Raw genomic sequence first — 23,936 nt, 5'->3', positions numbered from 1 at the left:
TGTTTATCCTGTTTCCGGGCGGTATACCGGGATGATAACCCGGAAGCTCACCCCGTCAATGCCACCTTCGCGGGTGTTTCGGGCCTCCACATGGCCACCATGGTAGTCGGCAATAAGACGTACGATCAGCAACCCCTGCCCCAGGTGCCCCTCGCTCTGGCCCCGGCGCTGGGAGACAAAGGCGCCAAAAATATCCACGCCGGCGTGTTCCGGCAATTGCGAGCCCTCGTTGAACACACACAATTGGTAGTGGTCCGAATGGCGTTGCAGGCTGACCTCTATGGCGCCGCCTTTGGGGGTAAAATCCCGGGCGTTATCCACCAGCTTGTCGAGCATTTGCACCAGCATTTCCGGTGAGCCCATCAGTGGGCATTCGGCTTCGGGAATCTGGTAACGGATCTGGTGGTCGGCATCCAGTTGTTGGTACGCCTCGGTGGCTTGCGCGACCACCTCGGACAGGTCGAACCGTTCTTTGTCAGCCTGGTCGAAGCTCTGCTCGAGCCGCGCAGCCTCACTCATGCTGTTGAGAATTCGGCGCAGCCGTTCGGTGGCCCCGGCGGCCCGTTCCAGGTATTGCTGCCGTTCCTGCTCGGAGCTGTTATGGGCGAGGTTCTCTAGGGACGACCTGACCACCGCCACGGGGGTTTTCAGCTCATGGGACAGCCGGCGGGAAAAACTCTCCAGGTAGTGGTTATAACTCTGCAGCCGTTCCACCATCTGGCTGAAATGCTGTTGCAGTTGCCCCAGTTCATCCTGGGTTCTGGCGCCGGGCACCTGGCTCAGAATCCGGCCATCTTCGTCCACGCTGGCGCTGACCAGGCGTTGCAGGCGGGCAATTCGCCAGGATAACCAACTGGCATAACCCAGCAGCACCAGGGTTAACGCGAGAATGATCAGCAGGCTGCGGGCCAGGACGCTGCCAAGGGCCGAGCCGGAGACGGTGAGCAGTTGATCGAGGGATTGTTCCAGTACCAGCGAGCGACCGCCAAACAGATCATGCTCGGTGGCCAGCCAGACCGAGCCGTCATTGCGCCTGACCAGGTGATTGTCTGGCAGGCCACCGGTGATCAGCCTATGGGTGGCTTCGCCCAGCGGTGTGGGCTCCGGCTGGTAGAGCCGAATCAGGGCGCGCAGGGCGTTGAGGGTGATTTTCTCAAGTACTTGCACGGGAGACAGATCATCGAAGTCCGGGCCCTGGCCAGTGGCCGGATGCCGGTGATGGGCAATCACCCACCCCGCCGGCTCAACCAAAGTGACTTGCTGACCATCACCGAGCTGGTCCGCAAGTGCCCGTTCCAGTTCAGGGATCCGCTGCACCAGCGGGGGTGGTGGTTCAATGCCGGTGCCGGGTACGGAGGCGTCCTGGCCTCCCTGGGTCAGCTGGAAGCCCAGCAAGCTGCCACGGGCAGGCTGCGGCATCTGCAGCTCTAGTTGCCAGCCAGACCCCCGATCCCGCCAGGCACCCTGAACCCGATAATCCGGAGTCTGCTGGCGGTCTTCCCGAATGGCATTCACGCTGCCCGGCGCTGAGGTTCGTATTGTCCAGCGTTGCCGTGGCACCGGCTGTTGCAGGTTGGTGACCGGCGGTTGCAGCACCAGCTCAAAGCGATCATGGGGTTGGTCAGGCCGGTTCTGCTGAAACAGTTGCATGGCCTGGTTCTGCATCTGGACCAACAGGAACAGGTGCCGGCCATCACTGGCGGCCTGCCATCGCAGGTGGGGTTCGCCCGGCACGGGCAGGGGCTCCGCCGATTGCCAGGGCTGCAGGTGATCGGGCTCATCGTAACCGGGCCAGTCGTCGGCATGGCCGTCGGGTTTGATCGGGGTTTCTGCCGGGCTGGCGTAGAGCGCGTTCGGGGTGGTGATGGCGGGTTGCCCCAGCAGCAGGTCGCCGGCCAGGTTTGCCATCCGCTGGCCCCGCTCCTGGAGCTGTTGCAGGGCCTGTTGGCGCAGGGCGTCATCCAGTTCCAGCACAAACTTCAGCCCGGCCCAGGGTATCAGCAGCATCAGCAGGCTGGCGAGGAACAGCTGGCGTTTAAGGCTCAAGGTCAGACCTCACGGGCATTCCAGCGATAACCCATTCCATAGGCGGTCTGAATGCCATCAAAGCTGCTGTCCAGCTGGCTGAATTTACGCCGGATGCGTTTGATATGGGAGGTCACCGTGTTGTCATCCAGTACCGTGCTGGCGGCTTCCATCAGCTGGTCCCGGCTGCGAACGTGGCCGGGATGCTGCACCAGGCTGTGCAGCATCCAGAATTCGGTTACCGTCAAGTCCACGGGCTGGTTGTCCCAGGACACGGTCATGCGGTCGACGTTGAGCGACAGCCGGCCCCGGTGCAGCAGCTCATCCGGCTTCTGCAGTGCCTCGGCCCAGGCATCGGCCCGGCGCAGCAGGGCAGTAATCCGGGCCAGCAGATGGTCCAGGCTCATGTCTTTGGTGACGTAATCGTCAGCGCCCAGGCGCAAGCCGTGCACTGAATCGATGTCGCTGTCCCGGGCGGTCAGGAAGATGATCGGCAAGGTAGCAGACTGCGACCGAAGGTCCTGGCACAGGGTAAACCCGCCTTCCGGCTCGTCTCCAAGCCCGACGTCAATAATGGCCAGGTCTGGCAGCGCCTGGCGCAGCACTTGCCAGGCCGATGGCCGGTCGCCATAGGCTGATACCCGGTAACCCCGGCGCTCAAACGCCGCCCGGTAGTTATCGCGAATGCCTGCTTCGTCTTCAATCAGAACAATGTGTTTTTTCATGGGTGATGCTGTTCAGCAAGATGTGCTGTCATTAAACCATGCTCCTTGCGCGGCACAAGTCGATGCTGCGGGATTGCCATAATTCATCATTTTCTATCGCCAGCTTGCCCGTTTCTGCCACGGCAGGGCCCATTCAGCCTGTTGCAATGGCATCACTAACTTCCACAAAAAGGATGTCGTGATGATGTTGCTATCGCTGCTTGCCAATCCGGCCGTACGGCCTGACCTGTTCACCGCCCGCCGGGCGAAGCCAGCCGCTAAACAATCCAGGTGGTTGCGAATGGCCGAGGGTATCAGCCTTTGGCTGGCGGTTCTGCTGATGTTGTTTGTCCATCCCCTCTATGCGGAGGCGCGTCAGATGGACATGGAACAGCCGGGTCAACTGTACCTGATGAATGATCAAAGTGCTCGGCAGCAGCCGGCGGTGATTCTGGACAGTGAGTTCCAGGTTCATGTGTCTGGCTTGCTGGCTCAGACCAGGCTGACGAGGACGTTTCGTAATGCCAGCGACCAATGGCAAGAGGGGATTTTCGTGTTCCCGTTACCCGATAAGGCCACGGTGTACGGGCTACGCATGACCATTGGCGAGCGTGAAATCGTGGGGCACATTGAGCCCAAAGCCAAGGCCCGCCAAACCTATGAGCGGGCCAGGCAGGCCGGGCAGCATGCGGCCACGCTGGAGCAGCATCGCCCGAACCTGTTTACCAGCCGGGTAGCCAACATCCCGCCAGGCGAAATTGTGCAGGTGGAAATCCGTTATCAGCAACCGGTGGCCTACAAGCATGGTGAATTCGAACTTCGACTGCCCACCACCTTGACCCCTCGGTATATGCCAGGCGAACCGCTGGCGGAAACCCAAGGCCCGTGGCAGTCGGGGTGGGCGCTGGCCACCACAGAGGTTGCCGATGCCCATGAAATCAGCCCGTTTACCGTTCGCCCCACGGACGTTGATGGCGGCAGTCACCGGGCCAGGATCGGAATAGAGATCGAAAGCGGCCTGGCCCTGGCGGATGTCTCCAGCCCAAGCCATCGACTGCACACCGAGCTGGACGGTGCCAGGGCGACGGTGAGGCCGGAACAGGAAAAGGTGCTGATGGACCGCGATGTGATCGTCAGGTGGCGCCCGGTAGCCGGCAGTGAGCCAAAAGCGGCCGTGTTTCACCAGACCTGGCAGGGTGAGGATTATCTGATGGCCATGGTGCTGCCGCCTGAAACGGTCGGGCCGGTGCTGCGCCGGGAGCTTGTGTTCGTTATTGATACCTCGGGTTCCATGGCGGGGGACGCGATTGCCCAGGCCCGTTCTGCCCTGCTGAAGGGGCTGGAATCCCTGCGCCCCGGTGATTCGTTCAATGTGATCCAGTTCAACAGCCAGGCCCATGCCCTGTTCGCCCAGCCGGTGCCGGCAGAAGGCCATTACCTGGCCCGGGCTCGGCGTTATGTCCAGGATTTGCGGGCCAATGGCGGTACCGAGATGGCGGGTGCCCTGTCGCTGGCGCTGGGAATGGACTCTGGTCCGGGTGGTGAACGGGTGCGCCAAGTGGTGTTTATCACCGACGGTGCCGTGGGCAATGAGTCTGCCCTGTTTAACCAGATCCGATCAGGTTTGACTGACCGAAGACTGTTTACCGTGGGGATTGGTTCTGCACCCAATATGCACTTTCTGCGGGAGGCGGCCCGGTGGGGCCGGGGTGAGTTTACCGCAATTCACTCAGGCGCCGAGGTAGACCGGGCCCTGAACCGGCTGTTTGCCGCCATGGAGGCACCGGTGCTGACCAATCTGGACGTCCGCTGGCCGGATCAGGGACAGCCTTTGGAGCCAGTACCGGCCAGGCCCGGAGATCTGTTTCGCGGCACGCCATTGATCCAGGTAATCCGGGGGCTGCCGGCAGCAGGGCAGTTGCAGGTTTCCGGCCAGTTGCCCGGAGGCCGTCACTGGTCCACTTCTCTGGATCTTGCCCAGGCGGCGCCCGCCAGTGGTTTGAATCGTCAGTGGGCCCGTGGCCGGATTGATGAGCTGACGGATGCCGCCCGGCTTCAGGGCCAGGCGCCGGATGAGCAGCAAATCACTGAGCTGTCGGTTCGCCATGGCGTGATTTCGCCGTTCACCAGCTTTGTGGTGGTGGAGCAGCGCCGGGTTCGCCCGGAAACCGAAAGCGCAGGGTCGCAGAGCATACCCACACTGCTGCCGGCAGGTAGCCAGCCCGGTATGCTCAGGTACCCCCAGACGGCCACATTCGCACCGTTGTTCACTGCGCTGGGTTTGCTGGGGCTGATGTTTTCCCTGGCCATTGCCATGCTGAACCGGAGGCCATCCCTGTGAGTCGCCTGCTGCTGTTACTGTTCGGTTGTTCTGCCACGGTGCTCATGTTCGGGCTGTGGATTCCCTTCAAGGCGCTGGTGGCACAGGAGCTGCTGGCACTTGCCTGGGCGGAAACCCAGGCCCGTCAGGTCCAGGCTCGGCCCTGGCCCTGGGCGGATACCTGGCCGGTGGCCAGGCTGGAAATGCCTGAATTGGACGTGTCGATGATCGTGTTGGATGGCCTGCATGGCGAAAGCCTGGCCTTCGGGCCGGGCAAGGTGGTGGCCGGTGCCGACGGGCCGGTGATTCTGGCCGGGCACCGGGACACACACTTCAGCCACCTCCAACATCTCGCTCCGGGTAACCCGGTCAGATTGCAAGGCCAGGATCAGCGTTGGCAGGACTATCGGGTAACCAGTATCCGGGTAGTGGACAGTCGTAAGGAGCTGATCAACACTCACGCGTTGGCGGCCGGCACCCTGCTGTTGGTTACCTGCTACCCTTTCGACGCCATGGATGCCCGTGGCCCCCTGCGCTATGTGGTTGAAGCCCATCCCGTTTACGCTCTCGAACAAAAGGATACTGTTGCCGCGCTTTAAGTATGGCGTACACTTGTGCGCCAAGTGAGTCTTAACGGAAAAGCAGTATGGCAGTGGTAAGAAAAATCCTGGCGTGGATTAGCGTGCCAGTCTTGTGCCTTCTGGCATTGGTGTTATACCTGGCCCGGCCGTTCAACCCGGATAACAACCGGCTGCTGGGCTGGATCGTCGCCCGGGTAGGGCGTTGTTTGCTGGGCATGAAACGCCCCCTCTATGGGGCCGAGAACATGCCGCAGGACAGGCCTACGGTCATCATCGCCAATCACCAACAGAACGACGACCTGTTCCTAATGGGGGACTTGTTGCCGCCACGCACCGTGGCGGTGGGCAAGTCCTCACTGGTTTGGGTGCCGTTCTTTGGCCAGGTATTCTGGCTGGGTGGCAACATCATTCTGAACCGCGGTCGGTCCCGAAAAGCGGTGGCGGTGATGGAGGCCACCAGTGAGGCGATCAACCAGCAGCGTAAAAGTATCTGGGTATTCCCGGAAGGCACTCGTAGCCGTGGCCGTGGCCTGGGAAGTTTCAAGAAAGGCGCGTTTCACACCGCTATTGCTGCCGGTGCCCCCATCACCATGGTGTGTGCCGGTGAGTATCACGGCAAAACACGAGGCTGGTCTGGCCGCAGGGAGCCAGTCCCGATGCGGATTCTTCCGCCCGTCGAAACCCAGGGGCTGACCTCTGCCGATATCCCCGAGCTGATCGCCCGGTGCCACCAACAGATGTCGGAAGCCATCGCAGGGCTTGCACGAACTCCCGGAACTGCTTGAATGGCCGTGAAAAACAGGGCAGTCTTCTGAACAGGAATGCATTCTGGACTGGTAAACCTTGGGAGAATGGATAGATGAGCCTGATCTGGTTTCTGATCATTGGTGGTCTTGCCGGCTGGCTGGCTGGCCTGATTATGAAAGGCAAGGGCTTTGGCGTGCTGGCCAATATCGGTATTGGTATTGTCGGTTCGGTGATTGGCGGCGTGCTGTTTGGCGTGCTCGGGCTGGCGGTAAAGAGCATGGTCGGTGAGCTGGTAACCGCGACCGTCGGTGCGGTACTGCTGCTGGCAGTGGTCAACAAGATAAAGCAGGGCTGACATGATCGTACCCGTAACCGCTGTGTTCGCGGCCGTCCTTGGTTTGTTGTTGCTGGTGTTGTCCGGCCAGGTGGTCAAGTACCGGCTGAAGTACCGTAAAGGGCTGGGCGTGAACGACGATGTCGAGTTTGAGGCAGCGGTGCGCGCCCATGCTAACCTGGTCGAATATGCGCCCATTGGCCTGATTATGCTGGCGATTGCCGAGCTGAACGGTGTTGCCTCAGGCCTGATTTACTGGACCGGCATGGCGCTGGTGGTGGGCCGTATTCTCCATGCCTGGGGCATGATCAACGGCAAGGGTGGCCCCCACAAGGCCCGCATGATCGGTATCCTGTTAACCTGGTTGGCGATTCTGGTGGCGGCGTTGCTGTTACTGTGGAACGTCTGGCAGGTGTACGGCTGAGCAAGCCGGCAGCGATTGCTTAAACGGGGCCTGTTGGCCCCGTTTGTGTATGTACCTGGCGCTCAGAGTGCTTGGGCAATGTCCATGGTCAGGTATTCCAGCTCCACCCGTCGGTTGGCCGCGTGGTCTTCCGGCCGGGCCAGGGGGCGATCCGAACCCCAGGTAGCCAGCACAATGGCAGACTGGTGAACGCCCTCGCGCATGAGCAGGCGGGCCACAGAGTTGGCCCTCAGGCGAGCCAGGAAACGATTGTATTCCTCTGAACCAAAGCGGTCGGCGTGGCCATGAATTCTTACCCGCACACCCGGGTGATTTTTCAGGTAGGCAGCGTGCTGCTTCAGAACCTCGATGTCACCGGCATCCGGAGTGTGTTTGTTGAAGCCGTAGTGAAATCGGGTGCGGTGAGGACGGCTTCCGTCTTGTGAAGGCTGGCCCGCCATGCCGCCGAATGCCAATGCGGCCTTCGCCAGCAAGTCAGGGTTGTCCAGAACTAGTACGGTCATGTGCAGTATCCTCGAGTCCAGAATCCGGTTTTTGTTGTTATTGCTTCCCCAATATTGTTGGTTGAAGCAATAACGGCAATTGGCGAATGGTCGATAGGCACCGGAAGTGAGTGGTTACCGATTGAATGGCATTTGTGTGACTGTGTGATGACACCCACGGTTGTGTGCTGCGCCACATTTCCCGTTGCAGACCTTTGATTTCTGCTCGCCAGGCGTCATTACACCGGGAAAAGAAGTCGCTGCTGTGGTAAAAAGCAGCTTTTCAGGGACAGATTGTGATGAATTGTGACCGCCCATGCTGATTATTCCTGCCGAGAACGCCGTTAACTGGAAACGCCCGCCCTGGGTAACCCTGAGCCTGATGATGGCTTGCCTGCTGGTCTTCCTGTTCTATCAGGGCGGTGACGACCGCAAATTTGAAGCGGCCCTGGAACAGTATCTGGAAGCCGACCTGCTGGCGCTCGAGGCCCCGGCTTATGAAGACTATCTGCAACGGGAAATCCGGTTTTCTGGTGATGCCCAGAGTGTTCTGGAGCTTCAGGAATTCCAGCAACTGCAGGAGGACAACGAAACCTTCTGGCTGGCAGCCACCCTGTTGGTGGACAGGGAGTTCTACCAGTACCTGCAAGAAAACCGGGACCTGATCTGGGCGCCGGCCGAGCGAAGTCACTGGCTGGAGCAGCGGGTTGCCATCGATGAACAGTGGCTGTCTCGAATGAGCGCTTATCAGTTGGGGCTTATCCCGGCGGAATTGTCGCTTTACAGCCTGATCACCTACCAGTTTCTGCACGGTGGCTGGGGCCATATTATCGGTAACCTGCTGTTCCTGTTCCTGCTTGGCTTCACCGTTGAGAAGGCCCTGGGGCCTGGCCGTTACCTGATGGCCTATCTGGCCTGTGGTGCGTTATCCGGCCTGATGTATACCGGCTTCTCCATGGGCAGCCAGATTCCTCTGGTGGGCGCGTCAGGCTCCATTTCCGGGTTGATGGGCATGTATGTGGCCATATACGGCGTGCAGAAAATCCGTTTTTTCTACTTCCTGTTGGTCTACTTCAACTATTTCCGGGCACCGGCCATCGCCCTGTTGCCGGTGTGGGTAGGCAAGGAAATCTACGATTACTGGTACGCCGGCTCTACCGGTATTGCCTATATGGCCCACGCTGGCGGGCTACTTGCCGGTGCTGGCCTGGTCTGGCTGTTGGGTAAAAGCTGGTTGCAGGTGAAAGAAGAGTTTTTTGAACCGGAAGAAGATGAACAGGACGCCCGCTTTACCTCGGCGTATGCCCAGGCTATGGCCAGCCTTGGAAGGATGGATTTCGATCTGGCCCGGCGTCAGTTCGAGGCGTTGCGGGAACGCTATCCCGAGCGCGCCATTGTGTTGGAACATCTGTACCAGCTGGCCAAACTTCGGCCAGACCTGCCAGCCTACCGGGACCTGTCACGGGAACTTATGGCCGATGCCATGGCCCGACGGCAGCCAGAGCAAATGATCTCAGTGTGGCAGGAATATCTGAGCAAGGGCGAGGCCCATCATCCGCTGGCGGTGGAAGACCATAACCGGGTAATGTTTGCCAGTCTCAAGCACCACGATTTGAAATCAGCGGAAAAGGCTTTTGAACGCATGCGCTCAACGGCGAATGTGGAAATGGTCAACGAGGCCTGCCGGTTGTTGCTGGCGGAGTTCGAGAAGCACCAGATGGAGCCAAAAGCCCGCCATTACCGCCAATTGCTCCAGAACACTCTTTGAAGCCTTAAATGCCGGCACAGCGCAGCTTGCCCTGTGCCGGCGCTTACCGATTACTCCGGTACCTCAAAACTCGCTTTCGGGCCTTTCAGCGGTTGCTGATTGCGGGCCTGGTCCAGCCAGGTGTCAATCTGCCCATGCAAGGGGTGGGTGACACAGCGTTTCTTGATAAACGCGAGAAACGCACTGGCTTTCTCCCACTGTTGCAGGCCATTGGCCAGTGCCTGGGCGGCCAGTAAATAGGCCGGTGCCAGCTGGTCGCTGTCCGGGAACCGTTTGTGGAAATCCTGGAGCAGCCGCAATGCCGGCTTGAAGTGGCCCCGGTGATACAGGGCGCTGGCGCACTGCACCGCCAGTTCCGGATCGTCCAGCTGAAAGCCGGGCTCAGCCGCTTGCAGGGTCTGCATAAGCTGGTTCAGCCCGTCCCCATCGTGCCGTTGGGCGAGCCACGCCATCAGGCGCGGGTGATACCGGTACAGCTCGGTCGTTGCCTGCCGGGCGGTCAGAATCTGATAGAGCTGCCCGATGCGTTTCGGATTGTCCCGGTCTTTTTTGAGGGATTCGATCAGCATGCTCTGAACCCGGTCGTAGTTGCCGTCTTTCAGGTTCATGTCCAGATCGGCATCAAAGCGGGTGCTCCGGTCCCGGTTCTGTTGGTCTGCGTCGCCTTCTTCCCCCTGAATGTCCGAGGCAAAGCCCAGTTCTTCCTGATACTGGAACAGCAGGTAACCCAGCATGTGGAACAGAATCAGGGTAAAGGTACTGTTGAGGAAGCCCGCCAGGGGCTGTGCCACCCACATCGGGAAGTGATCAACGGCAAAATCCTGGGCCGCCCCGGAAGCCAGGGTGAGCAGAATCAGATAGCCATACAGCAGGAAGTAGGGGGTGCCGATACGGGAAATCAGCACCGCCAGGTTCATCGGGTTCACCGCCGCACCCACTGATCGCTCCATCGCCAGCACCATGATGCTGGCGGGCAGGGCGAGTATCGCAAAGGCCAGGGCCAGCATCATCAGAATCGGCCCGCCGATCATCGCGGCCGCAGCCACCAGGCCACCCATCAGTACAAATACGAGAAGCTGCAGAATGACGATATCAAAACCGCTGCCCGTGAACGCCACCGACACCGGCGGAGGTTTCAGATGGCCTTCTGCGGTGTGGCTGATCACGGCATAGGTGTACTTGAACAGCGCCAGTGCCAGTACCAGCCAGATAACCAGGCCGATAATGTTCGCCGGCGCAATGATCGGCACCAGGGTGCAGATGGCGATCACCATCAATGGATCGGTATGGAACGGGTAGCGGAAGAAAGCGCCGATGCGGTGCCAGAAGGGCACCACCTCGGTTGCCGCCCCGAGATACCGCATGGCCTTGCTGCAGCGTGGGCACAGGGCGCGGCGCTGGCGGGTATCTGCATCGGGCATGCAGCGGTTGCAATAGTGCATCTGGCACTCACCACAGTGCCACTTGGCCGGGTCGCCCGGGTGGTAATGACAATCGTGTTTCACGGTAGATCCTGATCCGTCAGAAAACAGCGCCAATGATGACAGAACTGGCCCCGGGCCGCAGCTGATCTGTTCACACATCCCTGCCGTGAACACGATAAACATCCGTTAAGTGAAAGTACGAACCAGCTGTGTTGTCTGTGATCTGCAACAATTCAGGTTCGTAAATACCCGAACGAATGCATCCTGATAGTGCAACCCACCAGACAAGTCCCGCGCGACATACCCAAGAGAATGATTCCAATGACAACCGTTGTTAGCGTCAGCGATCTAACCCGAGAGCAAACTCTGGTCACCGACTGGCAAATGCTCCTCATATTGCTGGCCCACGTGCCTGTGGTCGGCTTGCTGGTGCCCGTTGGTTATGGCACCCATGCGTTCGCACTTGTGGCGTCAATGCTTGTGGGAGGCTTGGCAACTGGTGGTTACGTCCTGTTGCGGGGAAGTCGCGCCAGTTCGAGTCTGTTTGCCGTCTGTTTGATGTTGTTCTCAGCCATCATGATTCAGGCCCAGATGGGGCGAATCGAAATGCATTTTCATATCTTTTCCGGACTTGCCCTAACGATTATCTACCGGGACTGGCTGCCTGTAGTGGTTGCGGCCGTTACGATCGCCTTACACCACCTGTTGTTCACGGCACTTCAACATGCCGGCACGCAGATAGGCTCGATGCCGCTGATGATATATGACCACGGGCATGGCTGGGGCACTGCCATGGTTCATGCCGCCTTTGTAGTTTTCGAGGCCGGTATCCTTGTGTTCTTTGCCGTGCAAATGAAGCAGGAGCGTAACCAGGCGTTCCGTATGATGTCGATTGTTCAGGCGTTTGACCGGGAACATGATCTGTCCGGTCGTTTGCCCACTGAGGACCGCAGTGTCAGCGCAAAATCCTTCAACGACATGATGGAGAAGTCCTGCGAGCTGATCCGGCAGATGCGCGGTTTCTCTGATGAACTTCAGAGCAACACGGCGCAATTAGTGCGAGCCAGTGAAAGCACCCGTCAGTATGTTGAGGAGCAACAGCAGCAGGCTGATCAGGTGGCCACAGCGACCAATCAGATGTCTGCGAGTGTGCAGGAAGTGGCCCATAATGCCCAGTTGGCTTCCGAAGCCGCTACCGATGCGGCAGGTTCTGCCTCCGCTGGCAGTCAGGCCATGGCCAGCGCACGCACCATGACAGACGCTACCAATAAAGCTCTGGCGGACAGTGCGCGCATGGTGGCTCAGTTGACCGACAAGGTGGAATCCATTGCCCGGGTAACGGGCTCGATACACGACATTTCTGACCAGACCAACCTGCTTGCACTGAACGCGGCCATTGAGGCCGCCAGGGCGGGCGAGCACGGCCGGGGCTTTGCCGTGGTCGCTGACGAGGTGCGTTCCCTGTCGCGTCGTACCCAGGAATTCACCGATGAAATCCGCACCACGGTAGATGAACTGAAAGACCTGTCGGAAGCGACAACGGCTGCGATGCAAATGGGGCAGACCCGGTCAATCGAATCGAACCGGGCTATTCAGGAAGCTGCCGAAGCCATCAGCCGCATTGAGCAAGCGATAGACGCTGTCAGCAGCATGAACAACCAGATCGCCGCCGCCTGCGAGGAACAGGCCGCTACATCACTGCAGATTAACGAGAACATCCACACCGTTGCCAGTCGCACCACCGACGTGGCAAAAGAGGCTGAGCTGGTACAGGGCCTGGCGGATGCGATTGATTCCAGCGTGGCAAGTGTAGACGGATTGATAGTGCGATACCGGCTGCCCTGAGCAGAGCTCAAAGCAGCACCGGCTCAAAGTGCTGACCGCTTCGTTCGCGGATCAGATTGGTTGCCTGATTAATGGACCAGGCTTTTTTGTAGGGGCGTTCACTGGTCAGGGCATCGAACACATCGGCCAGGGCGACAATGCGGGCTGAAACAGGAATGGTTTCGCTTTTCAGGGCTATTCACCAAGGGAATAGCGAACATTCATCGGTATTGAGTTGAAGTATGTCTATTCGATGCAATAGTTAGTGTAGATCAAACCAAGAGGAGGCCCCGCATGTCGAATACCTCACTGAGCAAAGACAGCCTGAACACCCTCTCCACCCTGAGCGCGGGTGGCAAGACCTATCACTACTACAGTCTGCCCAAGGCGGCCGACACCCTGGGCGATCTGAACCGCCTGCCGTTCTCCCTGAAAGTCCTGATGGAGAACCTGTTGCGTAACGAAGACGACACCACGGTCGACCGCTCCCATATCGATGCCATGGTGCAGTGGCTGAAAGACCGACGCTCCGACACTGAGATTCAGTTCCGCCCGGCCCGGGTATTAATGCAGGATTTCACCGGCGTACCCGGTGTGGTGGACCTGGCGGCCATGCGCGAGGCGGTAAAACAGGCCGGCAAAGACCCGGCTCTGATCAACCCGTTGTCACCGGTGGACCTCGTGATCGATCACTCGGTGATGGTGGACAAGTACGGCAATCCGTCGGCCTTTAAGGTTAACGTCGCCATCGAGATGGAGCGCAACCAGGAGCGCTATGAGTTCCTGCGCTGGGGCCAGCAGGCCTTTGATAATTTCCGGGTGGTGCCGCCCGGCACCGGTATCTGTCATCAGGTCAACCTGGAGTATCTAGGCAAGACCGTGTGGCAGAAGGACGTGGATGGCAAAACCATTGCCTACCCGGATACCCTGGTGGGTACCGACTCCCACACCACCATGATTAACGGCCTGGGCATTCTTGGCTGGGGTGTCGGTGGTATCGAAGCGGAAGCCGCCATGCTGGGCCAGCCGGTCTCTATGCTGATTCCCGAGGTGGTAGGCTTCAAGATCACCGGCAAGCTGCGGGAAGGCATCACCGCCACAGACCTGGTGCTGACGGTGGTGGAAATGCTGCGCAAGAAGGGCGTGGTGGGCAAATTCGTTGAATTCTACGGCGACGGTCTGAAAGACATGCCAGTGGCCGACCGGGCCACCATCGCCAACATGGCCCCGGAATACGGCGCTACCTGCGGCTTCTTCCCGGTGGATGATCAGACCATTACCTACATGCGCCTGACCGGCCGCGATGAAGAGTTGTTGGATCTGGTGGAAGCCTACGCCAAGGCCCAGGGCCTCTGGCGGGAGCCAGGGCACGAACCGGTGTATACCGACACACTGGAGTTGGATATGGGCGATGTGGAAGCCAGCCTTGCCGGCCCGAAGCGTCCTCAGGACCGGGTGGCCCTGAAGAACATGAAGTCGTCGTTCGAGTTACTGATGGAGACCGCTGAAGGTCCGGCCCAGAACCAGGAATCCAGGCTGGAGTCGGAGGGTGGCCAGACTGCGGTTGGTGTCGATAACAGTTACGAACACCCGGCCAGTCAGCCGTTGGAAATGAACGGAGAGAAAACGCGACTGGACCCCGGCGCCGTGGTGATCGCGGCGATTACCTCCTGTACTAACACCTCCAATCCCAGTGTAATGATGGCCGCAGGCCTTATTGCCAAGAAGGCGGTGGATAAGGGCCTTAAAACCAAACCCTGGGTGAAAACCTCGCTGGCGCCGGGCTCCAAGGTGGTCACCGATTACCTGAAAGTGGCGGGCCTGCAGGACGACCTGAATGAACTGGGCTTCAACCTGGTGGGCTACGGCTGCACCACCTGCATCGGCAACTCAGGCCCGCTGCCGGATGCCGTTGAGAAAGCCATCAACGAGGGGGATCTCACCGTCGCTTCGGTGCTGTCTGGTAACCGTAACTTTGAAGGCCGGGTGCACCCGCTGGTGAAAACCAACTGGCTGGCCTCGCCGCCCTTGGTGGTGGCTTACGCTCTGGCCGGCAACGTGCGGCTGGACCTGACCAACGACCCGCTGGGTACCGACAAAGACGGTAACCCCGTGTACCTGAACGACCTCTGGCCCAGCCAGGCGGAAATCGCCGAGGCCGTCGAAAAGGTGAAAACCGACATGTTCCGCAAGGAATACGGCGAAGTGTTCGAGGGCGACGACATCTGGAAATCCATCAAGGTGCCTGAAAGCAAGGTGTATGAATGGAGCGATAAGTCCACCTACATTCAGCACCCGCCTTTCTTTGAGGGACTGAAGGAGCAGCCGGACCCCATTGACGACATCAAGGATGCCAACATCCTGGCTCTCTTGGGTGATTCGGTCACCACTGACCACATCTCCCCGGCCGGTTCTTTCAAGGCCGATACGCCTGCTGGCAAATACCTGCAGGCACACGGTGTGGAGCCGAAAGACTTCAACTCCTACGGATCCCGCCGGGGTAACCATGAGGTGATGATGCGTGGCACCTTCGCCAACGTGCGCATCCGAAACGAGATGCTCGATGGTGTGGAAGGCGGTTTCACCAAGTTTGTGCCCACCGGCGAGCAGATGGCCATTTACGATGCCGCCATGAAGTACCAGGAGCAAGGTACACCGCTGGTGGTGATTGCTGGCAAAGAATACGGCACCGGCTCCAGCCGGGACTGGGCGGCCAAGGGTACCCGGCTGCTGGGCGTCAGAGCCGTGGTTGCGGAATCCTATGAGCGTATCCACCGCTCCAACCTGATCGGTATGGGCGTGATGCCTCTGCAGTTTCCGGAGGGAGTGGACCGCAAGAGCCTGAAGCTGACTGGTGAGGAAACCATCAGTATCGAAGGCCTGTCTGGAGACATCAAGCCGGGGCAGACACTCACCATGACGGTGACCTACAAGGATGGCTCCACCAAGAGCTGTGAGCTGAAATCACGGATTGATACTGCTAACGAGGCGGTGTATTTCCAGCATGGTGGGATTCTGCACTATGTGGTTCGTGAGATGCTGAAAAACGCGTGATCTCAGAAAGAGAGCCGGTGCGGTTTGCGCCGGCTCTGTCAGGATTCCGTGGTCTCCGGCAGCGGCAGCGAGACCCAGAAGGTGGCGCCGCTACCTTCTTCCGATTCGTACCCCACATTGCCTCCCATCGCCAGCATCAGCTCACGGGTGATGGCGAGCCCCAGTCCAGTGCCTTCCTTGGCCCGGCTTGGCGATGCATCTGCCTGGGCGAACTTCTGGAAAATACGATCCCGAAACGCAGTGGGAACACCCGGCCCCTGGTCTATTATCTCGATACGTACCGAGCTTTCTTGCCGCACGATCCGAACCTGCACCTCGCCGCCATCCGGTGAGTACTTCACTGCGTTTGACAGCAGGTTGGTCAGGGCCTGTTTCAGACGCATCGGGTCGAGTACTGCGGTCACGGTCGATGGCGCCCGGTGCAGGCGGATGCCAATCATTCGGGGCCTGGCGTACGGGCGTATCTCCTCAATGGCAGCCTCCACAGCCTCTTCGACGTGATGGGGGCCAAGGTGAACAGGCATCTTGCCACTGACCAGCTTTTCGATATCGAGCAGGTCGTCAATCAAGGCCCGCAACTGATCGGTATTGCGACGGGCGATCGTCAGCATTTGTCGGGTTTTATCGGGCAGATCCCCGGTCGCACCGCCAAGTATCAGGCCGAGGGAGCCGGCGATAGAGGTCAGGGGTGTTCGCAGTTCGTGACTGACCGTCGAGATAAACTGGTTTTTTAGCTGCTCGGAACGTTGGCTTTCAAGGGTGGTGGCAACCCAACGGGCCAGTAGTGTTACGAACATCTTTTCGCTCTCGCTGAACGCCGGCCTGTGCGGGCGCTCAGAGGAAAAATTCAGAGTGCCAACGATCTTATCATCCAGCCAGATAGGGGCTGCCAGATAGCTCTCGAGTCCGAAGGTTTGATAACAGGCGTGGTTTCGGTATCGGGACTTGGCCATGTGGCTGATCGCCAGTATTTCCCCCTGTTCCAGTAGCATGGCGCAATAGGTTCGGTCCAGCGGCAGCGAGAGGCCGTTGTGGAGTGATCTGGAGCGGCGTTCGTGGTGCCACCTTATGGTATAAGTCTGGCCAGTGATATCACTGACAATGGCGGTATCCGTGCCAAGAAAATGGTTGGCAGTCTTCAGGGCCCTTTCGACACGTTCGGATTCGCTGCCTTCATTGTCCAGGGCGATCTCGTTGAGGATGTTGAGTGCCCGGGTGCGCTCCCCGAAATAACTGCCAAGCTCCTGGTACTGGAACTCCCGCTCCACAATATCGGCCAGGTCCCGCAGGTTTCGTTTGTCATCCTCTGAGAATCCCCGGGGTTGGCGATCAATCAGGCACAGTGTGCCCAGCCGGTTACCGGATCGATCTTCCAGGGGCGCGCCGGCATAGAATCGAATAGAGGGCTCGCCGGTGACCAGAGGGTTATCGGCGAAGCGGTGATCATTAAGGGCATTTTCAACGATGAAGGTGTCGGCCGCCAGAATGGCATGACCGCAAAAGGAAATATCCCGGGCGGTTTCCCGCACCCCGAGGCCATAGCAGGATTTGAACCACTGTCGGTCTTTGTCGACCAGCGATACCAGGGCAACGGGCACCTTAAACAGCCGTGCGGCAAGACGGGTGACCCGGTCATAGCGTTCTTCCGGTGGGGTGTCCAGCAACTGGCTTTGTTCCAGCGCGGACAAACGTTGATTTTCGTTGGCCGGGCGTTCAGGCGTCTTCATCGCGATTCTCGCTCTGATCCGTGGGTGCGATAGGAAGCTCTACCCAGAAGTGAGCGCCCCTTTGGTAAAAATAGCCCACCTGGCCACCCATGAGTGTGGCGAGCTGATCGCAGATGGCCAGTCCCAGCCCGGTGCCCGCCCTGGCCCGGTCGGAGCCGGCTTCGGCCTGGGCAAAGCGGTGGAATAAGCGTGGCAGAAACAACTCTGGCACTCCCTCACCCTGGTCCGCAACCACAAGGCGCACGCGCAGGTTACCCTCACGGTGCGCACTGAGGGCAACTGTACTGCTGGCGGGAGAGAACTTGCAGGCATTGCTGATGAAATTGTCCAGAATCTGCTTGAGTCGATATGGATCAGCCATGATCTGTGCATCTGGAGCAGTTTCCTGAACCAGACGTATGTTGTGAATCTCGGCCAGCGCCCGGTTACTGGATACCGCCTCCGCCAGAATCTCGGCCGGGATCACCGGTTGCGTCTTCACCGCCAGCTCCCCGGCCAGGGCTTTGTTGAAGTCCAGCAGATCACCGATCAGACGCTGCAGCTGATCGCTGTTACGCAGCGCTACTTTGACCATCCGGTTGGCTTTGTCCGGGAGTGGTCCGGCTGCATTGGAGGCCAGCAGCGTCAGGGAGCCGTTGATGGAAGTCAGCGGGGTGCGCAGCTCATGGCTGATATTGGAGACGAACTGGTTCTTCAATTCATCCAGGGCTTCCCGTTCCTCCAGCAGTTGGTTGAAGGCTCTGGCCAGGCTGCGTATTTCCGGAGCGCCGGTTTCTGCCAGGCGCCCCGGATTTTCCATCTGCCGGGTCATGGTACGTAGCCGTGCCGCCATTCGCTCCAGAGGGGCGGTGGTGATACGGGACAGGGCCAGCACTAATGCCAGCATGACCAGGACCAGTACCCCACTGATGGCTACAAACTGTTGGAACGAAGCCCTGGCCGGCGCCGTTGCCTGTTCGTAGGGTACCGCCCTGAGAAACAGCCAGCCGACCCGTTCAAGGTGTTTAGTTGCGTAAATCCATCGCTGGCCGTCGCTGTCCTCAACCACGCCGCTGGTTATCCCGGAGAGCGCGGCATCAATCAGGGGCGATTCACCCGGCGCGGGGAGCTCCGGCATCAGATTGTCCGGTTCAATGGCATCAACGCGGGTAAAGTTCTGGGTGTCCAGCACCTTGAATACGGCGTTCGGTGTAACGGCGACCGGCTCTGGCAACAGGGCTGTGTTGTTCAGGTTGATACTGCCGCCGGCAAAACCCAGAAATCGGCCATCATCGGCCTTGATTGGGTGAAGAAAGGACACCAGCATGACACCCGTGGTTCGGCCGATGATAGGGCGGCTGATGTAAGGCTCGCGGCTGGCCAGCGCCTCCCGGAAGTGGCTGCGATCGGCATAGGAGGTGCCCAGGCGGCCCGGCACGTACTGGTTTTCAGCAATCGCCACGGCGTTTTCGTCAAACACCAACAGGCCTATGTCAAAAAAGTCTGCCAGCAGGGATTGGCGCTGGAGGATTCTGGCCAGTGTCTCGGCCGGCAACAGGCGGGCCCCATCGGTCATCTGGGCTGCGAGGGCACCAAGGCTGCTCAAGCGAAGCTGGAGCCGCTGGTTAACGCGGTTCGCGTAGCTTTGGGCCTCCAGTTGCTGACGCTGGGTCAGCACCTGCTCAAAGTCTGCCACCAGTTCCCGGTAGGCAACGAATGCCAGAAGACCTACGGTGAGTAAGGTGCTGCACACGGAAAGGATGGCAAAACGGCCGCCAAAGGACAGGTTTTTCAAAAAGTAACCCCAAGTGATAATGGCCGAACCGGCACAAACATGGTTTTATGGCGAACAGTCTAAACTACTGGATTACACAGCCTCAGAATATCAGGCAGAAAGTCTATGGTGGAATCAGGAGCAACCAGTACGGTCAACGATCGGCTCGCTGCCTTGCGGGACCGCTTTCGGGTGCGGGCCGAGATGGAGCTGGATAGCCTCGAGAAACAGGCTGCCAGGTTTGGTGCCGGGGAGAAGGCAGGCCAGGAGGAACTGGCGGAGATTGCCCGTCGCCTCCATCAGTTGGCGGGTTCTGCGGGCACATTCGGGCAGCCGGCTCTGGGCGAGGCCGCCAGGGTCCTGGAGAAACGTTTACTGCCTGATGCCGATGGCCCCACACAGCAGCCCGCTGATCTGTTGCTGCGAGTCTCCGAACTCAAACATTTGCTGCAGAGGGCACCCATCACTGTTGGTGACAGTGCCTCAGAAACATCATCGGAATCGCCATTGGGCAGCCACGGTGCCCGGGTTCAGGTGGTGTTGGTACTGGACGACGCCGCAGAATCCCGGAGCCTGTCGGATGCTTTGGGTGGTTACGGGTTTGAAAGTCACAGATACAGTGCTGCCGATGACGAGCTGGCTGGTTGCCTTGCCAAACTGGTCGGGCGGCCGTGTGCGATACTGTGTTCCGATGCCCAGCAGAGGTCCGTCATGGCTCTGCTTCGAGCCAGTTCCGAGCCGTCGGTTGAGCGCGTTCCGGTCGTATGCCTGAGTCCGGATACGTCGTTTGCCAACCGTTATCAGGCCGCGTCCCTGGGGGCTGTCGCTTTCTTCGGACAGCCGGTGGATGTGCCCGAACTGGCCGAGCGGATTGAGTACCTGGCGATCGAACGCAGTGCCCATGTTCGTGGGCGGGTGTTGATGGTGGAGGACGACCAGGAGCTGGCGGAACATTTCCGCCTGATTCTCACGTCTGCCGGGGTGGACGTGTGTTGGGTCAGGGAGCCAACCGAGCTGATGCACCAGCTGTCGGAATTTCGCCCAGACATCATTCTGATGGACGTGCAGCTGGGCGAGTACTCGGGTGTTCACCTGGCTCGACTGGTGCGATTTGACCCCCAGTGGCTCAGCCTGCCGATTATCTACCTGTCCTCCGAGGCTGACCGGGATGTGCAGCTTGACGCCTTGTCCCGGGGCGCGGATGAGTTTTTGACCAAACCGGTCTCTGATGGCTATCTGGTGAGATCGGTTCTGATCCGGTGCTTCCGGGCCCGCCAGCTGTCCGGGCTGATGAACCGGGACAGCCTCACCGGACTGCTTAAGCACTCCCTGATCAAACAGGAGGCCGACAAGGAGCTGTCCAGATGCCGCCGTGAAGGCCTGGAAGCCTGTGTGGTGATGCTGGATATTGATCACTTCAAGCAGGTGAATGACATTCATGGCCACCGCTGTGGCGATACCGTTATCAAGGCATTGGCTAACCTTTTACGCAACCGCCTGCGAGAAACCGATCGGATTGGCCGCTACGGCGGTGAAGAGTTCCTGCTGGTGCTGCCTGGATGCGGTAAACAAGACGCGAGACAGAGAATGGCAGACCTCCGGGCGAGTTTTTCCGGGCTGGTATTCAAGTGCGGTGGGGACAGTTTCAGGGTCACCCTGTCAGCCGGTATCGCCCAGGTCAACGCGTTTGAATGTGGCAGTGATGCCATAGAGGCCGCAGACCAGGCTTTATATCAGGCCAAGCGCGAGGGGCGTGATCGTGAAGTGGTTTTTGAAGGACGGGAGCCCACTGACAATCCGGTGATTCGATGAACGTACTGGTATTGGAAGACGACGAACTGGTCGCAGAACTGCTTGAAACCGTGATTGCCGGGAGCTACCCGGGGGCGAGGGTGCGCCTGACTGGAACCCTGGCTCAGGCCTTGGCCAAAGTCGACACTGAATCTTTTGATCTGGTAGTGGCCGACTGGAACCTGCCGGACGGCTCTGGCCTGGAGCTTGTGCGGCAGGTTCGCAGGCGTGATTCCGAGGTGCCCTTGGTGATGGTTTCGGGGCGGGCAGACAGGGATTCCGTGCTGAAAGCGGCTCACTATGGTATCAGCGGTTATATCACCAAGCCTTTCAGTGTGGAGATCCTGCATCAGCGCCTGGCCGAGCTGCTGACATCCGAGGGGCAGTATGGGCGGCCAGATCTGGAGACTATGCTCAAGTCCGGGCTGGAGCGGTCAGTTCAATTACCGGGTGACCAGAATCCGGAGGACATCCTGGAGCTGATTGAGCGTGCCGATCAACTGTCGGCCGCTCAGTTGGCGGAACGCTGGCGGGAAAAAACGGCTCTCGTCACCCGATTTCTGGATGTGGCCAATGGCAGTTCCTTTCGCCGCACGGGCAAACCTGTCGAAACCGTCAAGGATGCGATCACACTGCTGGGCGTGCCTATGGCACTGAATCTGGCATTGGCACTGTCTCTGGATGTCAGCCGTAAGTTTCATGTGTCGGTTCTGGTTGAACTGGCGGCCGGTTTTCAGGACACGGCCAGTCATGTGGGTAGAGAAGCCCAGCGACTAGCCATCACACTGAAGCACTCGCCGGTGATGTACCAGAAAGCAGGGTTGTTGAGTCGCGTGGGCGAGCTGGCGGTTTTGCATATTCTCAACCAGTTTGCCTCCCGGGGTGGTGAAGTGTCTGCAGAGCTTGCCCGGCGTTGTCTGAAAGAGTGGGCGCAACCATACGGCAATCGCTTGAAAGTACAATGGCGCCTCCCTCTGGGCCTGCGGGACATGATCGGTGCGGTGCACTTTTTACCCCGTGACAGCACCAGGGAAGAACGGTTGATCATGCGGGCCGCTGCACTAATGGCTGAGGGTCAGGAGCGCACCGAGGAATGCCGGCGGCTATTGCGCCGGCTCGGGCTCGATGACGGCACAGGAAATTCAGCGCAGAGGGACAAACCATGATTGGCGGTCGAAGGGAGCGGATTCTGTACGTTGAAGACGACCCGGATATCCGGGAAGTGGCAGAATTGGCCCTGGTTGACGTTGGTGGTTTCGAGGTTTGTTTGTGCGAATCTGGCGCCCAGGCCTTAGCGCAGATTGATGGGTTTGCGCCAGACCTGATTTTGCTGGACGTCATGATGCCAGCGATGGATGGCCCTGAAACGCTTCGCGCTCTGAAAAAAAGGCCCGGCGGATTGCAGGTGCCGGTGGTGTTCATGACCGCTCGGCTTCAACCTTCAGAACAGGCGTCCTATCTTGCCCTTGGTGCCATTGGTGTGATCCCCAAGCCCTTTGACCCAATGACCCTTGCGAACGAAATCCGTGCCTTTATGGGCAAAGATTGATCAGGGTGCCAAGGTGCCGGTTTTAGGGTAGGCTGGCGCCCTGAAAACGAACTCGCTGCTGAGGTAACTATGTCCTCCCCAGAATCTCCAGATGACATCAAAGCACGGTTGAACCTGGAAACCTCCCGCATTCACTGGCACGAGCTGCAAACCTATTATGCCCGCGGCCAGGTGGTGCGGGTAGCACCGGAGCTGGATTTGTTGAGCGTGGCGGCTGAACTGACCGCCGACAACAAGGCGCAGTTCGAGCAGTGGATGGCTGGCGGACAGGTGGGCGAAGTGGCTCCCGATCTCGCCCGCGCCTGGTACGATCGCAATGCCGAACTCTGGGCCGTGGTGATTGCCCCCTGGGTGCTGGTTCAGGACCGTTCTGGCCAGGGCCTGCATTGACCCAGTCCTGTTGCCGGCTCACGAAGCCGGTTTCCTATATTGTCTAACCTGCCCGTGAGGGGTTTATGCTGACCGGTGCGTTGCTTGTTCTGGCGCCTTTGTTCCTGGGCTTTGCCATAGCGCTCTCTAACCGCCGTCTGATGACGGTCATACACTACACCGTGGAAGCCCTGGTCTATTTCATTCTGGCGCTGCTGGGTCTTGGCCTTGGTCAGATGGATGGCCTGCTGGACCAGTTAGGCACCATGGCTGCTCAGGTGGCGGGGTTGGTCATGGTGCTGCTGGTGGCCAACCTGGTGGGCCTATGGTTGTTCCACCGCTGGCAGCCCATGTCCACGGGAGAAGAGGCGGGGCAGGAGAAGCCAAGTTACCGCCGGTTGTTCCTCGCCGGCTTGAAACCGTTACTGGCGGTTGTCGCTGGGGCCCTGGCCGGCTACTTCCTGTTACCGCAACTGCCTCTGGTTGACGATGTGGCTACCTGGGCGCTGATGCTGTTGCTGTTCTTTATCGGGCTGCAGTTGCGTAACGCCGGGTTGTCGCTCCGCAAATTGCTGATGAACCGCCAGGGCCTGGGCATCGCGCTGGCGATGGCGTTGAGTTCCCTGCTGGCGGGCCTTTTGCTGATTCCGTGGCTGGGTGTGCCGTGGCATCAGTCCCTGGCTCTGGCCTCCGGATTTGGCTGGTATTCGTTGTCTGGCATCGTGATCGGCGATGCTCTGGGGCCCGCCTGGGGTGGCGTGGCCTTCCTGAACGATGTGCTGCGGGAGATCATCGCCCTTGCCATCATTCCGCTGGTTATAGGTGCGCGCCCGGCCATGGCCATCGGTTACGGTGGTGCAACCGCCATGGATTTCACCCTTCCCGTTATTCGAAGCAGCGGCGGCCTTGCCTGTGTACCGGTGGCGATTGCCTCCGGCTTTTTACTGTCGTTTCTGTCGCCGGTGTTAATGGGGATCTTTCTGGCTTTGGGTTGAGCGGCAAGAATCCAATGACATTCAGAATCTGAAATTGACCCGGTGCAATGCTTTGGTCAGATTTA

Annotated in this window: 20 protein-coding genes; 13 read left to right on the top strand and 7 right to left on the bottom strand. The window is 59.3% G+C overall.

Translation table 11 applies throughout. The annotated features are described in order from the left end of the window. Nucleotides 1-3 precede the first annotated feature (3 nt). Complete coding sequence (locus C7H10_RS05460) at nt 4-2,046, bottom strand: ATP-binding protein (RefSeq protein ID WP_106694052.1); 2,043 nt, start codon at nt 2,044-2,046, stop codon at nt 4-6. Nucleotides 2,047-2,048: 2 nt separating this feature from the next. Next, nucleotides 2,049-2,750, bottom strand: a complete 702-nt coding sequence (gene pdsR, locus C7H10_RS05455) for a proteobacterial dedicated sortase system response regulator (RefSeq protein WP_061330925.1) — start codon at nt 2,748-2,750, stop codon at nt 2,049-2,051. A gap of 280 nt (nt 2,751-3,030) precedes the next feature. Between pdsR and C7H10_RS05450 the strand changes: the two genes are divergently transcribed. The 5 genes from C7H10_RS05450 (at nt 3,031) to C7H10_RS05430 (ending at nt 7,135) form a co-directional block, all read left to right on the top strand. Continuing rightward, nucleotides 3,031-5,070, top strand: coding sequence for a marine proteobacterial sortase target protein (locus C7H10_RS05450; RefSeq protein ID WP_244178187.1), 2,040 nt, complete (start codon nt 3,031-3,033; stop codon nt 5,068-5,070). Further along, nucleotides 5,067-5,648 carry a class GN sortase gene (locus C7H10_RS05445; protein WP_058091610.1) on the top strand — a complete coding sequence of 194 codons (582 nt, stop codon included), beginning with the start codon at nt 5,067-5,069 and terminating at the stop codon, nt 5,646-5,648. The genes C7H10_RS05450 and C7H10_RS05445 overlap by 4 nt, the downstream gene beginning before the upstream one ends. A 47-nt stretch (nt 5,649-5,695) precedes the next feature. Further along, a complete protein-coding gene (locus C7H10_RS05440) occupies nt 5,696-6,415 on the top strand; it encodes a lysophospholipid acyltransferase family protein (protein WP_106694050.1) in 720 nt (239 codons plus the stop codon). Between the two features lie 74 nt (nt 6,416-6,489). Then, nucleotides 6,490-6,732 (top strand): GlsB/YeaQ/YmgE family stress response membrane protein, encoded by a 243-nt coding sequence (locus C7H10_RS05435; RefSeq protein ID WP_061330921.1) that lies wholly within the window; start codon nt 6,490-6,492, stop codon nt 6,730-6,732. Between the two features lies 1 nt (nt 6,733). Further along, nucleotides 6,734-7,135 (top strand): MAPEG family protein, encoded by a 402-nt coding sequence (locus C7H10_RS05430; protein ID WP_061330920.1) that lies wholly within the window; start codon nt 6,734-6,736, stop codon nt 7,133-7,135. 62 nt (nt 7,136-7,197) lie between these two features. Here C7H10_RS05430 and C7H10_RS05425 read toward each other — a convergent pair whose 3' ends face one another. Next, on the bottom strand, nt 7,198-7,638 hold the full coding sequence (locus tag C7H10_RS05425) for an OmpA family protein (protein WP_061330919.1): 441 nt from the start codon (nt 7,636-7,638) through the stop codon (nt 7,198-7,200). A gap of 295 nt (nt 7,639-7,933) precedes the next feature. On the opposite strand from C7H10_RS05425, the gene C7H10_RS05420 reads away from it, so the two are divergent. Further along, entirely contained in the window at nt 7,934-9,385 is a 1,452-nt protein-coding gene (locus C7H10_RS05420) for a rhomboid family intramembrane serine protease (protein WP_106694049.1), read from the top strand. Nucleotides 9,386-9,435: 50 nt separating this feature from the next. On the opposite strand, the gene C7H10_RS05415 is transcribed toward C7H10_RS05420, so the two are convergent. Next, nucleotides 9,436-10,890, bottom strand: a complete 1,455-nt coding sequence (locus tag C7H10_RS05415) for a B-box zinc finger protein (RefSeq protein WP_106694048.1) — start codon at nt 10,888-10,890, stop codon at nt 9,436-9,438. Nucleotides 10,891-11,130: 240 nt separating this feature from the next. Between C7H10_RS05415 and C7H10_RS05410 the strand changes: the two genes are divergently transcribed. After that, nucleotides 11,131-12,654 (top strand): methyl-accepting chemotaxis protein, encoded by a 1,524-nt coding sequence (locus C7H10_RS05410; protein WP_106694047.1) that lies wholly within the window; start codon nt 11,131-11,133, stop codon nt 12,652-12,654. A 7-nt stretch (nt 12,655-12,661) separates the two neighbouring features. Here the strand turns inward: C7H10_RS05410 and C7H10_RS19440 are convergent, their stop codons facing one another. After that, entirely contained in the window at nt 12,662-12,826 is a 165-nt protein-coding gene (locus tag C7H10_RS19440; protein ID WP_341865210.1) for an HD-GYP domain-containing protein, read from the bottom strand. A 101-nt stretch (nt 12,827-12,927) separates the two neighbouring features. Between C7H10_RS19440 and acnA the strand changes: the two genes are divergently transcribed. After that, nucleotides 12,928-15,687 carry an aconitate hydratase AcnA gene (gene acnA, locus C7H10_RS05400; protein WP_106694046.1) on the top strand — a complete coding sequence of 920 codons (2,760 nt, stop codon included), beginning with the start codon at nt 12,928-12,930 and terminating at the stop codon, nt 15,685-15,687. Nucleotides 15,688-15,725: 38 nt separating this feature from the next. Here acnA and C7H10_RS05395 read toward each other — a convergent pair whose 3' ends face one another. Further along, nucleotides 15,726-17,414 (bottom strand): sensor histidine kinase, encoded by a 1,689-nt coding sequence (locus C7H10_RS05395; RefSeq protein WP_106694045.1) that lies wholly within the window; start codon nt 17,412-17,414, stop codon nt 15,726-15,728. Next, nucleotides 17,401-19,188 (bottom strand): sensor histidine kinase, encoded by a 1,788-nt coding sequence (locus tag C7H10_RS05390; protein ID WP_106694044.1) that lies wholly within the window; start codon nt 19,186-19,188, stop codon nt 17,401-17,403. The genes C7H10_RS05395 and C7H10_RS05390 overlap by 14 nt, the downstream gene beginning before the upstream one ends. Nucleotides 19,189-19,293: 105 nt before the next feature. On the opposite strand from C7H10_RS05390, the gene C7H10_RS05385 reads away from it, so the two are divergent. The 5 genes from C7H10_RS05385 (at nt 19,294) to C7H10_RS05365 (ending at nt 23,871) form a co-directional block, all read left to right on the top strand. Next, nucleotides 19,294-20,979: a diguanylate cyclase gene (locus C7H10_RS05385; RefSeq protein WP_244178186.1), complete on the top strand. Its 1,686-nt coding sequence runs from the start codon at nt 19,294-19,296 to the stop codon at nt 20,977-20,979. Then, nucleotides 20,976-22,124: a response regulator gene (locus C7H10_RS05380; RefSeq protein WP_106694043.1), complete on the top strand. Its 1,149-nt coding sequence runs from the start codon at nt 20,976-20,978 to the stop codon at nt 22,122-22,124. The genes C7H10_RS05385 and C7H10_RS05380 overlap by 4 nt, the downstream gene beginning before the upstream one ends. Beyond that, a complete protein-coding gene (locus C7H10_RS05375; RefSeq protein WP_106694042.1) occupies nt 22,121-22,507 on the top strand; it encodes a response regulator in 387 nt (128 codons plus the stop codon). Before C7H10_RS05380 ends, C7H10_RS05375 begins: the two co-directional genes overlap by 4 nt. 69 nt (nt 22,508-22,576) lie before the next feature. Continuing rightward, a complete protein-coding gene (locus C7H10_RS05370; protein WP_106694041.1) occupies nt 22,577-22,897 on the top strand; it encodes a DUF2288 domain-containing protein in 321 nt (106 codons plus the stop codon). Nucleotides 22,898-22,962: 65 nt separating this feature from the next. Next, nucleotides 22,963-23,871 (top strand): LysO family transporter, encoded by a 909-nt coding sequence (locus C7H10_RS05365; RefSeq protein WP_106694040.1) that lies wholly within the window; start codon nt 22,963-22,965, stop codon nt 23,869-23,871. Nucleotides 23,872-23,936: the final 65 nt, after the last annotated feature.

Origin of the sequence: Marinobacter shengliensis, from assembly GCF_003007715.1 — a bacterium.
GTDB lineage: Bacteria > Pseudomonadota > Gammaproteobacteria > Pseudomonadales > Oleiphilaceae > Marinobacter > Marinobacter shengliensis.
This window is presented reverse-complemented; position numbering and strand designations above follow the sequence as displayed.

Coding starts and splice junctions, on each gene's coding strand:
- C7H10_RS05395 (WP_106694045.1), bottom strand. CDS start 17,414: ATGAAGACGCCTGAACGCCCGGCCAACGAAAATCAACGTTTGTCCGCG.
- C7H10_RS05410 (WP_106694047.1), top strand. CDS start 11,131: ATGACAACCGTTGTTAGCGTCAGCGATCTAACCCGAGAGCAAACTCTG.
- C7H10_RS05385 (WP_244178186.1), top strand. CDS start 19,294: ATGGTGGAATCAGGAGCAACCAGTACGGTCAACGATCGGCTCGCTGCC.
- acnA (WP_106694046.1), top strand. CDS start 12,928: ATGTCGAATACCTCACTGAGCAAAGACAGCCTGAACACCCTCTCCACC.
- C7H10_RS05375 (WP_106694042.1), top strand. CDS start 22,121: ATGATTGGCGGTCGAAGGGAGCGGATTCTGTACGTTGAAGACGACCCG.
- C7H10_RS05365 (WP_106694040.1), top strand. CDS start 22,963: ATGCTGACCGGTGCGTTGCTTGTTCTGGCGCCTTTGTTCCTGGGCTTT.
- C7H10_RS05370 (WP_106694041.1), top strand. CDS start 22,577: ATGTCCTCCCCAGAATCTCCAGATGACATCAAAGCACGGTTGAACCTG.
- C7H10_RS05435 (WP_061330921.1), top strand. CDS start 6,490: ATGAGCCTGATCTGGTTTCTGATCATTGGTGGTCTTGCCGGCTGGCTG.
- C7H10_RS05380 (WP_106694043.1), top strand. CDS start 20,976: ATGAACGTACTGGTATTGGAAGACGACGAACTGGTCGCAGAACTGCTT.
- C7H10_RS05450 (WP_244178187.1), top strand. CDS start 3,031: ATGGCCGAGGGTATCAGCCTTTGGCTGGCGGTTCTGCTGATGTTGTTT.
- C7H10_RS05420 (WP_106694049.1), top strand. CDS start 7,934: ATGCTGATTATTCCTGCCGAGAACGCCGTTAACTGGAAACGCCCGCCC.
- C7H10_RS05440 (WP_106694050.1), top strand. CDS start 5,696: ATGGCAGTGGTAAGAAAAATCCTGGCGTGGATTAGCGTGCCAGTCTTG.
- C7H10_RS05425 (WP_061330919.1), bottom strand. CDS start 7,638: ATGACCGTACTAGTTCTGGACAACCCTGACTTGCTGGCGAAGGCCGCA.
- pdsR (WP_061330925.1), bottom strand. CDS start 2,750: ATGAAAAAACACATTGTTCTGATTGAAGACGAAGCAGGCATTCGCGAT.
- C7H10_RS05430 (WP_061330920.1), top strand. CDS start 6,734: ATGATCGTACCCGTAACCGCTGTGTTCGCGGCCGTCCTTGGTTTGTTG.